Source organism: Arthrobacter sp. zg.Y820, from assembly GCF_030125555.1.
GTDB lineage: Bacteria > Actinomycetota > Actinomycetes > Actinomycetales > Micrococcaceae > Arthrobacter_B.
Map to the genome: position 1 here is coordinate 266,440 of NZ_JASKLX010000010.1, position 14,809 is coordinate 281,248.

At 66.1% G+C, this 14,809-nt stretch carries 11 protein-coding genes; 6 read left to right on the forward strand and 5 right to left on the reverse strand.

Features of this window, described 5'->3' with window-relative positions; all coding sequences use genetic code 11:
• Nucleotide 1: 1 nt before the first annotated feature.
• Nucleotides 2-2,113, reverse strand: coding sequence for a DNA gyrase/topoisomerase IV subunit B (locus QNN99_RS13270; protein WP_229966931.1), 2,112 nt, complete (start codon nt 2,111-2,113; stop codon nt 2-4).
• Nucleotides 2,114-2,361: 248 nt separating this feature from the next.
• Here QNN99_RS13270 and QNN99_RS13275 point away from each other — a divergent pair, with 248 nt between their 5' ends.
• Complete coding sequence (locus tag QNN99_RS13275) at nt 2,362-2,586, forward strand: DUF7455 domain-containing protein (RefSeq protein WP_229966932.1); 225 nt, start codon at nt 2,362-2,364, stop codon at nt 2,584-2,586.
• Nucleotides 2,587-2,812: 226 nt separating this feature from the next.
• Here QNN99_RS13275 and QNN99_RS13280 read toward each other — a convergent pair whose 3' ends face one another.
• The 4 genes from QNN99_RS13280 to QNN99_RS13295 all read right to left on the reverse strand — a co-directional run bounded on the left by QNN99_RS13280 (nt 2,813) and on the right by QNN99_RS13295 (nt 8,347).
• On the reverse strand, nt 2,813-4,105 hold the full coding sequence (locus tag QNN99_RS13280) for an RNA polymerase sigma factor (protein ID WP_284015962.1): 1,293 nt from the start codon (nt 4,103-4,105) through the stop codon (nt 2,813-2,815).
• A 327-nt stretch (nt 4,106-4,432) separates the two neighbouring features.
• The gene (locus QNN99_RS13285; RefSeq protein ID WP_229966933.1) at nt 4,433-5,812 is read right to left on the reverse strand and encodes a DUF4192 domain-containing protein; all 1,380 of its coding nucleotides are present in this window, start codon (nt 5,810-5,812) and stop codon (nt 4,433-4,435) included.
• Between the two features lie 111 nt (nt 5,813-5,923).
• Complete coding sequence (locus QNN99_RS13290; protein WP_229966934.1) at nt 5,924-7,285, reverse strand: MFS transporter; 1,362 nt, start codon at nt 7,283-7,285, stop codon at nt 5,924-5,926.
• Nucleotides 7,286-7,303: 18 nt separating this feature from the next.
• Entirely contained in the window at nt 7,304-8,347 is a 1,044-nt protein-coding gene (locus tag QNN99_RS13295) for a PAC2 family protein (RefSeq protein ID WP_229966935.1), read from the reverse strand.
• Between the two features lie 327 nt (nt 8,348-8,674).
• Between QNN99_RS13295 and QNN99_RS13300 the strand changes: the two genes are divergently transcribed.
• The 5 genes from QNN99_RS13300 (at nt 8,675) to QNN99_RS13320 (ending at nt 14,768) form a co-directional block, all read left to right on the forward strand.
• Entirely contained in the window at nt 8,675-10,207 is a 1,533-nt protein-coding gene (locus QNN99_RS13300) for a leucyl aminopeptidase (protein ID WP_229966936.1), read from the forward strand.
• Between the two features lie 206 nt (nt 10,208-10,413).
• A complete protein-coding gene (lpdA, locus tag QNN99_RS13305) occupies nt 10,414-11,796 on the forward strand; it encodes a dihydrolipoyl dehydrogenase (RefSeq protein ID WP_229966937.1) in 1,383 nt (460 codons plus the stop codon).
• A gap of 120 nt (nt 11,797-11,916) precedes the next feature.
• A complete protein-coding gene (gene sucB, locus QNN99_RS13310; RefSeq protein WP_229966938.1) occupies nt 11,917-13,677 on the forward strand; it encodes a 2-oxoglutarate dehydrogenase, E2 component, dihydrolipoamide succinyltransferase in 1,761 nt (586 codons plus the stop codon).
• A gap of 184 nt (nt 13,678-13,861) precedes the next feature.
• Nucleotides 13,862-14,209: a hypothetical protein gene (locus tag QNN99_RS13315; protein ID WP_229966939.1), complete on the forward strand. Its 348-nt coding sequence runs from the start codon at nt 13,862-13,864 to the stop codon at nt 14,207-14,209.
• Between the two features lie 130 nt (nt 14,210-14,339).
• Nucleotides 14,340-14,768 (forward strand): OsmC family protein, encoded by a 429-nt coding sequence (locus QNN99_RS13320; protein WP_229966940.1) that lies wholly within the window; start codon nt 14,340-14,342, stop codon nt 14,766-14,768.
• Nucleotides 14,769-14,809: the final 41 nt, after the last annotated feature.

Genomic DNA, 14,809 nt, shown 5'->3' on the forward strand with positions numbered 1-14,809 from the left:
CCTAGGCGTCGATGCGGTCGCGGTCCAGCATGGCCGCACCGGCCACGATGAAGTCCTTGCGCGGAGCCACGTCACTGCCCATCAGCAGCTCGAAGGCGCGTTCGGCGTCGGCCGCCTGGTCAATGCGCACCCGGCGCAGCGTGCGGTGCCGCGGATCCATGGTGGTCTCGGCCAGCTGGTCAGCATCCATTTCACCCAGGCCCTTGTACCGCTGGATCGGCTCCTTGTAGTTCTTGCCGTCCTTCCGCAGCTTGGCCAGCAGCGTGTGCAGTTCCTTCTCGCTGTAGGTGTAGATCATTTCATTGGCCTTTGAGCCGTGGTGGATGACCTCCACCCGATGCAGCGGAGGAACGGCGGCGTAGACCCGTCCGGCCTCGACCAGCGGCCGCATGTAGCGGAAGAACAGCGTGAGCAGCAGGGTTCGGATGTGGGCGCCGTCGACGTCGGCGTCGGTCATGAAAATGACCTTGCCGTACCGCGCCGCGTCGAGCTGGAAGCTGCGGCCGGACCCGGCACCGACCACCTGGATCAGGGCCGCGCACTCGGCGTTGGAGAGCATGTCCGCAACCGAGGCCTTCTGCACGTTCAGGATCTTGCCGCGGATCGGCAGCAGCGCCTGGTAATCGGAGGAGCGTGCCAGCTTGGCCGTGCCGAGCGCACTGTCCCCCTCGACGATGAACAGTTCAGAGCGTTCGTTGTCGTCGATCCGGCAGTCCGCCAGCTTGGCGGGCATGGATGACGTTTCCAGCGCGTTTTTCCGGCGCTGGGTCTCCTTGTGCACGCGGGCTGAGATGCGTGACTTCATCTCCGAAACGACCTTTTCCAGCAGCAGCGCCGACTGGGTCTTGTCGCTGCGGGCGCTGGAGTTCAGCCGGGCGGTGATCTCCTTGTCGACAACCTTTGCGACGATGGCCCGCACAGCCGAGGTGCCAAGGATTTCCTTGGTCTGGCCTTCGAACTGCGGCTCGGCCAGCCGGACGGTCAGGACGGCGGTCAGCCCGGCGAAGACATCGTCCTTTTCGATCTTGTCGGAGCCGGCCTTGAGCTTGCGTGCGTTAGCCTCGATCACCTTGCGGAACGTCTTGAGCAGGGCCTGTTCGAAGCCTGCCTGATGCGTGCCGCCCTTGGGTGTGGCGATGATGTTAACAAAGCTGCGGATGTTCGTTTCGTAGCCGATGCCCCAGCGCAGCGCAATGTCGACTTCGCACTCACGCTCGACCTCGGCGATTTTGCTGTGGCCGGAATCATCCAGCACCGGAACGGATTCCTTGAACTTGCCGCTGCCCTGCAGCCGCCAGATGTCCGTGACAGCGGCGTCAGCGGACAGGAAGTCGACAAATTCGGTGATGCCGCCGTCGTGCTGGAACACCTCCTCGATGGGTCCGGCTTCGCCCGGGGTGCCCGGCAGCCGGCGCTCGTCACGCAGGGTAATGCGCAGCCCGGGAACCAAGAAGGAGGTCTGGCGGGCGCGGGCCTGCAGCTCCGTGTAGGAGAACTTGGCGTCGGGCGTGAAGATCTGCCGGTCCGCCCAGTAGCGGATCCGGGTGCCGGTCACCCCGCGCTTGGCCTTTCCGACAACCTCCAGCCGGGAGCTTTCCAGGAAGGGGGAGAACTTGGCGTCGGGGCTCGGCGTCTTGCCCGTATCGGCGAAATGGCCGGGCTCGCCCCGCCGGAAGTTCATCTGGTACGTCTTGCCGGCCCGGTCCACCTGGACGTCAAGGCGCGAGGACAGCGCGTTGACCACGGAGGCGCCGACACCGTGCAGGCCGCCGGATGCCGCGTAGGAGCCGCCGCCGAACTTCCCTCCGGCATGCAGCTTTGTAAAGACCACCTCGACGCCCGTGAGCCCGGTCTTGGGCTCGATGTCCACGGGAATGCCGCGGCCGTCGTCGTGGATCTCCACGGAGCCGTCCGGATGCAGGATGACTTTGATGCTCTGCCCGTACCCGGCCAGAGCCTCGTCGACTGAGTTGTCGATGATCTCCCACAGGCAGTGCATGAGCCCGCGGGAGTCCGTGGAGCCGATATACATGCCCGGACGCTTGCGGACGGCTTCGAGCCCTTCCAGGACGGAAAGGTGGCGGGCGTTGTACTCAGTGTTCGGGGGCGCCACGTGTTTGAAACTCCTCAGCGTTGGGACCGTTGGCCGGCGGATCGCCGACTAGCTGTGCCCGGCCGAAACCGGACTACTTCCAAGGTTAAGGCCCACCGGTGACACTGCCTGCCAGCGACTCAGCAGCGGTGAATTACCTCACAACAGAACACCCGATTGGTACGCGCAGAGCGAAAGGCGCTCCCGGGTGCGAAGACTGGGTGCGCAAAGATGGTTATATGAAGTATCAACACCCTTAGGAGGCTTTCATGACAGCAGCAGTAGCTACTCGTGAATTGAACACGCTGGACCGCTGCGACCGCTGCGGCGCGCAGGCGTACGTACGTGCGGTACTGGAATCCTCGGGTGGGGAGTTGCTCTTCTGCGGCCACCATGCACGGGCAGTGGAGGCAAACCTCCGCCCCCTGACGTCGGAATGGCAGGACGAAACATCCCGCCTGACGGCGAAGACGGAAGCCGTCTCCGCAGACTAGCGCCGCACCTGCGGTCCGCCCGGACAACCGGGCGCCGCTTACAGCTTGAAAAGGTTCCTTCCGCTGAGCGGAAGGAACCTTTTTCTTGTCCCGGGGCGGTCCGGTCCCGGGTGGCCGGCACCGTGCCGCCGGACCAGGGGCCGGCTTAACCCAGAACGCCTCCGACCCGCAGCAGCGGATCGGAGGCGTTCAGCGGACTTCGCAGCGGTGCGGGCACCGCCCGGGTTTAGTCCAGGTAGTCGCGCAGAACCTGCGAGCGTGACGGATGGCGCAGTTTGGACATGGTCTTGGACTCGATCTGGCGGATCCGCTCACGGGTAACCCCGTAAACCTTTCCGATCTCGTCCAGTGTCTTGGGCTGGCCGTCGGTCAGGCCGAAGCGCATCGCCACCACGCCGGCTTCACGCTCGGAGAGAGTGTCCAGCACCGAGTGCAGCTGCTCCTGCAGCAGGGTGAAGCTCACGGCATCAGCCGGAACCACGGCCTCGGAGTCCTCAATGAGGTCACCGAATTCGGAGTCGCCGTCTTCACCGAGCGGCGTGTGCAAGGAGATCGGCTCGCGGCCGTACTTCTGCACTTCCACAACCTTTTCAGGGGTCATGTCCAGCTCGAGGGCCAGTTCTTCCGGCGCGGGCTCGCGGCCCAGGTCCTGAAGCATCTGGCGCTGCACGCGGGCCAGCTTGTTGATGACCTCGACCATGTGCACCGGGATGCGAATGGTGCGGGCCTGGTCGGCCATCGCGCGGGTAATGGCCTGGCGGATCCACCAGGTGGCGTACGTGGAGAACTTGAAGCCCTTGGTGTAGTCGAACTTCTCGACTGCGCGGATCAGGCCCAGGTTTCCTTCCTGGATGAGGTCCAGGAACAGCATGCCGCGGCCGGTGTAGCGCTTGGCCAGCGAGACCACGAGCCGGAGGTTGGCCTCCAGCAGGTGATTCTTGGCGCGCTTTCCGTCATGGACGATAAACTCCAGCTCGCGCTTGAGCTTGGGGTCCATAGTCGGATCGGCTGCCAGCTTCTCTTCGGCGAACAGGCCGGCTTCGATGCGCAGGGCAAGATCAACTTCCTGCTCTGCGTTCAGCAGGGCAACCTTGCCGATCTGCTTCAGGTAGTCCTTGACCGGGTCCGCGGTGGCACCGGCTGAGACGACCTGCTGGGCAGGGGCGTCATCGTCGTCGGCATCGGAGTAGACAAACCCGGAACCGGTCGGCGCTGCCTCCGGTGCGTCTGCCGGGTCAAGCTCCGGCTCGGCGGGATCGGAGTCGCTTGTCTGCTGCTCATCCTCTTCCGCAGCTGCTGCGGCCTTGGCCGACTTGGCTGATTTGGCGGCGGTCTTGCGGCCGGCTGCAGTGGTACCTGACTTGGCAGCTGCAGGCTTGCGCACTGCGGCCTTGCGGACGGTCTTCACCGCGGTCTTTTCGCCGGCAGCGGGTTCGATCGGAGCCGAAGCTTCGTCTGCGGCAGTGCGCTTGCTTGCAGTGTCAGTCTCTTCGACTGCAGTTGTCTTTCTCGGCGACACAGAAAACCTTTCATACGGCGGGCTGTGGAATCGCCATTGGGGGCAACACCACTATGACCCTGTCAAGTCCGTGCTTGAATTCAAGCGATCCCGTCTGCAGCGGTGTCCTTGGTAGAACACTCACGCAACGGTTTCTGTTCCCCCTGCACAAACGGCAAAAGGCCCAAAAGCGATACTTGATACACGAACCCGACCGGGTCTCGGTTCCCATTGTCTCACGATTTCCTGCCGCTGCCAGCACTGCGGCGGCGATCATCGTCGCCGAGACCGGTGTTGCCGCCGCTATCAGAGCCGCCGGTGAAGCGTCGCCCGCAGACCCTGATCGACTCAGCTGCGGGCGGTTCCGGGATGCGGCGCCGGCGGCGACCGCCAAGCGGTACCTGCCTGTCGGGCCCACAGCGGGAACATGCCGGTGGTCAGGAGGTCTTCCAGCAGTTCCGCCAGGCGGTACCCCGGATACGATGCCAGGCAGCGGGTCAGATGCACCTGGGCCCGGGAGCCCCTCCCCCTGGCCCATTCGATCCAGGCCAGCAGGCTGAGCAGGGCGGCGGCAGCTTCGCCGTCGGCGTCGACCGCTTCCCCAGGGTCTCCTGCCGTGGCCGCGAGCAGTTCGGCGAAGACCGCAAAGGCCGCATCCATGCCGGTCCAATCCGGAAGCCCGGAATACTGGCCAATAAGCACCTCGCGGAAGTCCCGTTCCGGGTCGGAAACCGCTCCCGGCCGGGGCCGGAGGGGAGATCTCCGATTGGCTGCGCGGACGGTGCCGGAGCCGGTCCGCGGAACTCTTTCGGGAGCCGGCCAGGCGGTCTCGCCGGTGCCCGGCGGCAGCACAGGCCGGTTGTCATCCGTCGACAACAGATTGCACGCCTCGGCGCCTTCCAGCGCCCGGCCGTACCCCAGGGCTGCCATTACCAGGAGCGTGTCCCGCACCGGCCGGGCGCGCAGGCTGGCCAGCAGGAAGCCGGCTGCCTCGGGGTCGGCGCGCAACTGGGGACAGCCCCGCTCCGGGACGGCCTGCTCCGTGCCCGTGCCGGCCGCAGCGGCGAAAAACGCATTCCACACGGCCAGGGTGCCGGCGAACTGCGCACGCCGGCACCAGCGGGTCCGCAGCCGGCGCACATAGGCGGACCGGTGCAGCGCCGCATCAGCGCTGTTCTCCCAGGCCGGCGGCAGGTCCAGGCTGACCGCTTCATCCAGCGAACGGGCGTAGGCACTGCCCCGGTACACCATTTCGGCGCTGAGGGTGCTGTCGGCGATCAGGCCGAGGGAGTGGCCGGGCCAGGGACAGCAGCTGCTGTCGGTGCAGAAATACTCGCGCCAGGCATGCGCAGAGACCAGCCAGCCATCCCGGATGGGCAGGCCCGCCTCTGCGAGGTGTTCGCCAAGCTCGGTGACGAGCGGGCAGTACGGCGGAACCTCCGGCTGCTGCCAGGCCAGATTCGTGTACAGGGCCATCAGCACGCCGTTGGCAGCTCGGTCGGAGCGCAGAAGCTCCGTTACCCGGGCCGCGAAATCGGTGTGGTTCAGGCCGGCAGGAGGCAGGTCCAGCCGCAGAGTCGCGCCGAGCCGGGCGGAGTCCATGGTCATGAGGACCATCGACTCCTGCGGGACGAAGCCGAGGCTGTGGGGTATGAAGGCCAGGATGTCCATGGGTCCGCTGACCGGAAACGGTTCCTGGGGGCGCCGGCCGGTGGGAATTTTCGTCATGGCTCGAGCTTCGCGGCCGGGACGGCGTCCGGCGAGTGGATCGGAGGCTGCTGTGGACAGAAACCGGCCGTCCAGTCGGCCGGCCCCGCCCGTGGAGGAACAGTCGCGTCGTTATTCGCGGCCGGGATCCGGTTCCCGGCGTTCCTGCCGGGACTTCCTCGCTGCCTGTTTGGCCTGCCGCTCCCGGGCGATTGCCGCCCGCAGCGGCGGAAGCCGGACGCCGTCGTCGGCCATGCGTGCCCGGACCCGCCCCCTGGTGCGGAGAATCCCGGCGACCCCCACGGCCATCACGGCAAACTGGACGGCAAGCGCAATCCGGAAGGAGTCCAGCGCGTACAGGTCTCCCCCGGAGAAACCGGTGGCGTCCAGGACGTCCAGCACCACGCCGATCAGGTACATGGACACCAGTGAGGCGATGAAGCCGCCGATGTTCACGATCCCGGTGGCGGTGCCCAGCCGGTGGCCTGGATTGTAGGTGCGGGCGAAATCGAAGCCGATCATCGATCCCGGGCCGCCCACCGCCAGCACTGCCACGAGCACGGCGAGCAGCCACAGCGGCGCGGGCCCCGGATACAGCAGCACGGCCAGCCAGGCGCAGGCCATCGCCGCGGCGATCAGCAGCACCATGGTGGACCGGCGCAGCGGATGGCGCCCCACCCAGGAACCGAGCCACGGCCCGCAGATGACGGCCACCACGACAAAGAGCGTCATCAGCGCCGAAGCCCAGGAGGATTCCACGCCCTCCGCGCTGACCAGATACGGGAAGCCCCACATCATGACAAAAACGGTGCCGGGGAATTGGATGGTGAAGTGCGTCCACATGCCCAGCCGCGTTCCGGGCTGGCGCCAGGCCTCGGCCAGCGAGGTGGCGGTTTGGCGCAGCGGCAGCACCGGGGGCGCCTCCGAGCCGGCCGGGCGGTTGCGGACAAAGACCAGGGTGAGCACCAGGATCAGGACGGAGAGGGACGCGGCGGAGACAAAGGCCGTGTTCCAGCCGAAGCGGCGCAGGACAAAGGCAAAGGGCACGGCGCTGACGATCTGGCCGAGCTGGCCGATGATTCCGGTCCATTGGGTCAGGACGGGAATGTGCCGGCCGCTGAACCAGACCGGGAGCAGGCGCAGGACACTGATGAAGGTGAGGGCGTCGCCGGCACCGACCAGGGAACGGCCCAGGATGCCGCCGCCCACCGAGTCGGCAGTGGCCAGCTGCAGCTGGCCGGCCACCATCAGGGCGGCGCCGCCGGCAATCAGCAGGCGCGGACCGAACCGGTCCACGAGCACCCCCACCGGAATCTGCAGGCCGGCATAAACCAGCAGCTGCACCACGGTGAAAACGGAAAGGATGGAAGCTGTGGCGTCAAAGCGTGCCGTGGCCTCCAGCCCGGCCACGCCGAAGGTGGTGCGCTGTGTCACCGCAGCCAGGTAGGCGAGGACGCTGATGCCCCAGACCAGCCAGGCGCGGGAACTGTTCACAGCCGCACCTCCGGACGGCTACTCCCGAGGATGATCCTGCGGTGCCGGCCCGGACCCGCGGTCCGGTTGTCCCGAAGTGTTCTTCTTTCCACCGGTTTCTGCGTCCTCCGTTGAGTTTTCGTGATTCTCCGGCCACAGCGCCTCGGATTCCTCCTCCGCCTGCGGACTGGCCAAGTACGCTTCGACGGCGGCGCCGAGTTCCTCGGCGTTCGCGAGCTCGTCATTGTCCTTCACGAGCAGGGAACGGCGCACGCTGCTGTCCGTGTACTCGTCGTAGCGCTTTTCCAAGGTGGCCACGACTCCCTTGACTTCGGCCGAGGCCTCCACCTGTTCGGCGATCTGGCGTTCCACGTCGCGGCCGGCTTCACGCAGGCGGTCGGTGGGCAGCACCAGCGAAGCCGCAGCACCCAGGTATTCCAGCCCGGCCACGGCGGCCGGCGGGAACTCGGCTTCGGCGAGATAGTGCGGCACGTGCATGGCATGGCCGACGACGTCGATCCCGGCCTGCGTCAGCCGAAGTTCCAGGATGTGCCCCACGGCTGCCTGGATCTGCGCGTTGGGCCGCCAGGAGCTGATGCCCGCCATGAGGTCCGGGCGGTTGCCGTGGACGGTCACGCCCACGGGCCTGGTGTGCGGCACCGGCATCGGAATCGAGTGGATCCAGCTCACCTGCTGCACACCGAAGGTCTTCGCCAGATGCACGACGGCTGCGGTGAACCGTTCCCACTGCACGTCAGGTTCGAAACCGGTCAGGAAGAGAAACGGCTCACCCAAACCGTCATAGAGCCGGTACAGGTTCAGCAGCGGCGGTTCGTAGTCCGCGAGGTGGTCCTCCACGAAGGAGATCTGCGGGCGGCGGGCGCGGTAGTCGATGAGCTGGTCGGTGTCGAAGGACGCCACCAGGTCGTGATCGAGCGATTCCAGCAGCTCGTCGCGGATCTGGGAGACCACGTGGCCGGCCTCGGCAAAGCCGGTAAAGCCCACCAGAAGCTGCAACCCGTGCAGGCCGGCGTCGTCGGCCACTTCCGGATTGAGATTAAACAGGGTCAGCGGATCAAGCATGTCTTCCCCTTCTGTGCTTCCATGTGCTTCGGTCTCCCGAGGTTTGCGAATGTCCGCGGCGGTGCTGCAAGGAAACTTCTCCAAGAGGAAAACTTCCGATCCCAGCAGAGCGCAGGTACAGCGCGGGCTGCGCTGATTACTCAAGGGTAAACGCCGCCGCCCCCGCGTTTCATTCCCGTCCGCCAAGGGCACACTGCCGCTTAGCAAACCCCCGGGGCGCGGGCAAGAGACTACGATCTGTACAGAGGAGCCGTGCCGGCACTATGCGGGACGCGGGAGAACGCGGCACCAGTCAACAATTCGTGCATAACGTAAGGATGAAACTTCGTGGTCAAAACGAACGAGCCAAATCTGTCGGTGATCTCCCGGGACGTTTCCAAAGTCCCGGCCCAGGCATTGGTGGTAGGGATTGGCCAGACCTCCGGCGGCCCCGTTCTGATCGACAGCCCGCTGAGCCCCAAGGCGGCATCCGCCCTGGCCGCGTCGCTGCCCCTTCTCGGCGTCACCGGTGCCGCCGACGAGGTCCACCGTCTGCCCGGGCTGCCCGAGCTGGAGGCCCAGATGCTGGTCCTGGCCGGGGTCGGCAAGGTCACCGCCGGAGTTCCGCTCAGCGAAGAGGCGCTGCGCCGGGCGGCCGGATCCGCCGTCCGCCAGCTCGCCGGCACCGAATCCGTGGCCCTGGCCCTGCCGGCCGCCACCGTGGCCGACGCCGCCGCCGTCGCCGAGGGCGCGCTCTTCGGCGCCTACAGCTACAGCGAGCACCGCACGGACAAGGGCGCCGCCGTCAAGGAGCCGGTGCGCAGCATCATCGTCCTCACTCCGGCCGCCGACGAGAAGGCACTCAAGCCGGCGCTGGAACGCGCCCGCATCCTGGGCCGCGCCGTCAACGCCACCCGGACTCTGGTCAACCAGCCCCCGAGCCACCTGTACCCCGAGACGTTCGCCGCCGCCGCCAAGGACCTGGCCAAGCCGCTCTCGGCCAAGGTCAAGGTCACGGTGATGGATGAGAAGAAGCTCGAGCGCGACGGCTTCGGCGGGCTGATGGGCGTCGGCAAGGGCTCCTCCCGGCCGCCGCGCATGGTCAAGCTCGAATACGCACCGCAGCGCGCCAAGGCCAAGCTGGCCCTGGTGGGCAAGGGCATCACCTTCGATTCCGGCGGACTCTCCCTGAAGCCGGCCGCCGGCATGCAGACCATGAAGTGCGACATGGGCGGCGCCGCCGTCGTCCTGAACGCCCTGCTGGCCATCGCCGAACTGGGACTGCCGGTCAAGGTCACCGCCTGGCTGTGCCTGGCCGAGAACATGCCCTCGGGCACCGCCCAGCGCCCCGGCGATGTCATGACGACGTACGGCGGACGCACCGTGGAGGTGCTGAACACCGATGCCGAAGGCCGCCTGGTCATGGCCGACGGCCTGGTCGCCGCCTCCGAGGAGGCGCCGGACGTCCTGATCGACGTCGCCACCCTCACCGGTGCGCAGATGATCGCCCTGGGCAACCGGGTCTCGGCCGTCATGGGCGAGGAAGGAGTGCGCGACGCCGTGAAGGCCGCAGCGGACCGCGCCGGAGAACTGTTCTGGCCGATGCCCATCCCCGAAGAACTGCGCGCGAGCCTGGATTCCTCGGTAGCGGACATCGCCAACCACGGTGAGCGGTTCGGCGGCATGATGACCGCCGCCAGCTTCCTGCGCGAATTTGTCGGCGAGGTCGACGGCGTGAAGATTCCCTGGGCCCACTTGGACATCGCGGGCCCGGCCTTCAACGAAGGATCCCCCTACGGCTACACGCCCAAGGAGGGCACCGGCGTCGCGGTCCGCACACTCGTGGCCTACGCGGAAGACGTAGTCGCCCGCTCCGCCTAAGCCGCACCCATATAGCACCGGCCCCGCTCAGGGGCCGCCAGGAATGACTGTTGTGACTGGTGTTTCTCATTACACTTCCCGCCGGCGGGCCTGCATCGAGTGGATGGAGCCCTGCCGGCGGGATAGTGTGAGAGACAATCACGACCGCCCAAATCACTAAAACGACGCGCCCATGTGCGTCACCGATTACGCGAGGGAGCGTTCAAGTGGCCGAAAAGGCAACTGCGCAAGAATTCGACATCCTGATCCTCGGAGGAGGAAGCGGCGGCTACGCCGCCGCCCTTCGCTCCGTGGAGCTGGGTTTCTCAGTAGGACTCATCGAAAAGGGAAAGCTGGGCGGCACCTGCCTGCACAACGGCTGCATCCCCACCAAGGCGCTGCTGCATTCGGCTGAAGTCGCCGAAAACGCCAAGACCGCTTCGAAGTACGGCGTCAAGGCCACCTTCGATTCCGTGGACATGGTGGCGGTGAACTCCTACAAGGACAACATCATTGCGGGCAAGTTCCGCGGCCTGCAGGGCCTGATCAAGTCCAAGGGCATCACTGTCATCGAGGGTGAAGGCAAGCTCACCAGCGAAAAGACCATCGAGATGAACGGTGAGACCTACACGGGCGCCAACATCATCCTGGCCACCGGCTCCTACTCCCGGTCACTGCCGGGCCTGGAAATCGGCGGCAAGGTCATCACCTCGGACCAGGCCCTGAAGATGGACACCATCCCCAAGAGCGCCATCATCCTGGGCGGCGGCGTCATCGGCGTCGAATTCGCTTCGGTCTGGAACTCCTTCGGCGTGGACGTCACCATCATCGAGGGACTGCCGTCCCTGGTGCCGAACGAAGACGCAGCAATCATCAAACAGCTGGAACGCGCCTACAAGAAGCGCGGCATCAAGTTCAGCACCGGCATCTTCTTCGACAACGTGAAGCAGAACGACGACGGCGTCGTCGTCACGCTTGCCGACGGCAAGACCTACGAAGCTGACCTGATGCTCGTGGCCGTGGGCCGCGGACCGGTCACCGCCAACCTGGGCTACGAAGAAGCCGGCCTGACCATGGACCGCGGCTTCGTCATCACCAACGAACGCCTGCACACCGGCGTCGGCAACGTTTACGCCGTCGGCGACATCGTGCCGGGCCTGCAGCTGGCCCACCGCGGCTTCCAGCAGGGCATCTTCGTCGCCGAGGAGATCGCCGGCCTCAAACCGGTTATCGTCGAAGACGTCAACATCCCGAAGGTCACCTACTGCGAGCCGGAAATCGCTTCCGTGGGCCTGACCGAAAAGGCCGCCAAGGCCAAGCTGGGCGACGAGAACGTTCAGGTCCAGGAATACAACCTGGCCGGCAACGGCAAAACCTCCATCCTGGGCTCCTCCGGCCTGATCAAGATGGTCCGCGAAAAGGACGGCCCCATCGTGGGTGTCCACATGATCGGCGGCCGCATCGGCGAGCAGATCGGCGAAGCACAGCTGATCGTGAACTGGGAAGCCTACCCGGAGGACTTGGCGAGCCTGCTGCACGCCCACCCGACGCAGAACGAAGCCCTCGGTGAGGCCGCCATGGCCCTCGCCGGCAAGCCCCTGCACGGCTAGAACAAGAACCACCTGCTTAGTGCACCCGGCAGCCCAACCACCGGGTGCACTAGGCTTTCACCACCAGCACCAGCGGTACGGCTGGTCAACAAAGATCTAATAAGGAGAAACGGGGACAATATGTCTGAAACCGTGAACTTACCCGCCCTCGGTGAAAGCGTCACCGAAGGCACCGTCACCCGCTGGCTCAAGGCCGTCGGCGACAGCGTCGCAGTAGACGAGCCGCTGCTCGAGGTATCCACCGACAAGGTTGATACCGAGATCCCCTCCCCCGTCGCCGGCGTCATCGAGGAAATCCTCGTAGCCGAAGACGAAACAGCAGAGGTCGGCCAGGCGCTGGTGCGCATCGGCGACGGCTCCGGCTCCGCAGATTCCGCTCCCGCGGAGGAAGCTCCGGCGCAGGAAGCTCCGGCCGAAGAGGCCCCCGCAGCGGAGGAAGCTCCGGCGCAGGAAGCCCCCGCCGCCGAATCCTCGGATTCCGCTGATTCGGGTTCCGCCGAGGGCACCGACGTGACCCTGCCCGCACTGGGCGAGTCCGTCACCGAAGGCACCGTCACCCGCTGGCTGAAGGCCGTGGGCGACGACGTCGAGGTTGACGAGCCGCTGCTCGAGGTCTCCACCGACAAGGTCGACACCGAGATCCCCTCCCCCGTTGCCGGCAAGCTGCTGGAAATCCGCGTGAACGAGGACGAGACCGCCGAGGTCGGCGCCGTTCTGGCCGTCATCGGTTCCGGTGCCGGCGCTCCCGCGACGGCCGAGCCGAAGGAAGCCGAGCCCGTAGCGGCAGCCTCCAAGGACGAGCGCGAAGCTCCGGCCGTCGAGCCGAAGAAGGAAGAGACGCCTGCCCCGAAGCAGGAGGAGAAGAAGCCCGAGCCGAAGGCCGAGCCCAAGCAGGAGGCTCCTGCGCAGGAAGCTCCCGCTGCGGCCGAGTCCGAAGGCACCTACGTCACCCCGCTGGTGCGCAAGCTCGCCAACCAGCACGGCGTGGACCTCTCCACCGTCAAGGGTTCCGGCGTGGCCGGCCGCATCCGCAAGCAGGATGTCCTCGAGGCTGCCGAAGCCAAGAAGGCCGCCGAAGCCCAGCCCGCCGCCGCTCCGGCAGCAGCCGCGTCCTCGGACAAGGCAGCACCGGCAAAGATCAGCGAAGCAAGCGCCAAGCTGCGCGGCACCACGGTCAAGGCGCCGCGGATCCGCCAGACGATCGCCCGCCGCATGGTCGAGTCCCTGCAGGTTTCGGCCCAGCTGACCCAGGTCCAGGAAGTGGACATGACGCGCATCGCCAAGCTGCGCGCCACGGCCAAGAACGACTTCGCCGCGCAGAACGGCGCGAAGCTCACGTTCCTGCCGTTCATTGCCAAGGCCGTCACCGAGGCGCTGAAGCAGCACCCGAAGCTGAACGCGTCCTACGACTGGGACTCGCAGCAGATCACCTACCACGACGCCGAGCACCTGGCGATCGCCGTGGACACCGAAAAGGGCCTGCTGGTTCCGGTCATCAGCGATGCCGGCGACCTGAACCTTGCCGGACTTGCCAAGCGCATCGGCGACGTCGGCTCCCGCACCAAGGAAGGCAAGATCGGACCGGACGAGCTGTCCGGCGGCACCTTCACGATCACCAACATCGGTTCGGTGGGCGCACTGTTCGATACCCCGATCATCAACCAGCCGCAGGTGGCCATCCTGGGCACCGGTGCGATCGTCAAGCGCCCCGTCGTCCTGACGGACGCCGAGGGCAACGACACCATCGCGATCCGCTCCATGATGTACCTGTCCCTGTCCTACGACCACCGCCTGGTGGACGGCGCGGATGCAGGACGTTTCCTGCAGACGCTCAAGGCACGGCTCGAAGAGGGCAACTTCTCGGCCGATCTGGGCCTGTAGTTCCGGACCGGAACCCGGCATAGCCGCAAAGGGCGCTTCCCCTCGGGGAGGCGCCCTTTGCGCTGTCCGCCGCCGGCTCCGGACGACCTCCTACTGACGACTGACTTCTACCTGTTGTAGAAAAGTTACCGTTTTACACCGCGGGCGGGCAGGAATGCTGACGGACCGTCGGTAAGCTGGACGCATGGACTTCCTACAGAACTTTCTCGTTTTCCTGCACATCCTTGGCGCCGCCATCATCGTCGGCATCTGGTTCGCCCGGATCAAGAACCCCACCGTGATGCCCGGCCAGTTCCACGGAGCCCTGCTGCAGCTGGTCACCGGCCTGCTGCTGGTCGGCCTGGCCGAGATGGACGATTACGACGTCAACCACGTCAAGATTGCCGTCAAGCTGGTGCTGGCCCTGGCCATTGCCGCAATGGCCTTTGTCGGCCAGCGAAAGTACAAGAAGGGCGAGCCCGTGGGCAAGGGCCTGGCCAATGGCGTGGGCATTCTGACGGTGGTCAACATCGCCGTCGCCACCATGTGGTAGGCCCTTCCAGATAGTCCGCGCGGGAGCACGTTCCGTCGCTGCAGTAGATCCTGCCGCGCGACTCTGAATAGGATGGGATGAAGTGCCGGAATCTTCCGGCCTTCATCCCATCCGTTTTTAAGGAGCCCCCATGGCTACAGTCCGCTCAGCCCATACCGTCTGGAACGGCGATCTCTTCAACGGCCAGGGCGAGGTCACCCTCGACAGCTCCGGCCTGGGAACCTACGACGTCACGTGGAAGGCACGCGCCGAGGAAGCCAACGGCAAGACCAGCCCCGAGGAGCTCATTGCCGCCGCCCACTCGGCCTGCTTCTCCATGGCCTTCAGCAACGGCCTCGCCGAGGCAGGCAAGACCGCTGAGCGCATTGAAACGTCAGCGGATGTCTCCTTCGTTCCCGGCACCGGCATCACCGAAAGCCGGCTCAAGGTCACGGCCGTCGTGCCCGGCCTGACCGCCGAAGAATTCCAGGACATCGCCGAGGCCGCCAAGAGCGGCTGCCCGGTTTCCCAGGCCCTCGCCGGAATCAAGATCTCCCTGGAGGCGACGCTGGAGTCCTAGGACCTCAGCCCTGACCTCCGCCGCGAAATGGCAGAAGGTGA

What these genes read in the sequence shown, in the direction of transcription:
- sucB (WP_229966938.1), top strand. Translation starts at nt 11,917, where the DNA reads ATGTCTGAAACCGTGAACTTACCCGCCCTCGGTGAAAGCGTCACCGAA.
- QNN99_RS13275 (WP_229966932.1), top strand. Translation starts at nt 2,362, where the DNA reads ATGACAGCAGCAGTAGCTACTCGTGAATTGAACACGCTGGACCGCTGC.
- QNN99_RS13320 (WP_229966940.1), top strand. Translation starts at nt 14,340, where the DNA reads ATGGCTACAGTCCGCTCAGCCCATACCGTCTGGAACGGCGATCTCTTC.
- QNN99_RS13285 (WP_229966933.1), bottom strand. Translation starts at nt 5,812, where the DNA reads ATGACGAAAATTCCCACCGGCCGGCGCCCCCAGGAACCGTTTCCGGTC.
- QNN99_RS13315 (WP_229966939.1), top strand. Translation starts at nt 13,862, where the DNA reads ATGGACTTCCTACAGAACTTTCTCGTTTTCCTGCACATCCTTGGCGCC.
- QNN99_RS13295 (WP_229966935.1), bottom strand. Translation starts at nt 8,347, where the DNA reads ATGCTTGATCCGCTGACCCTGTTTAATCTCAATCCGGAAGTGGCCGAC.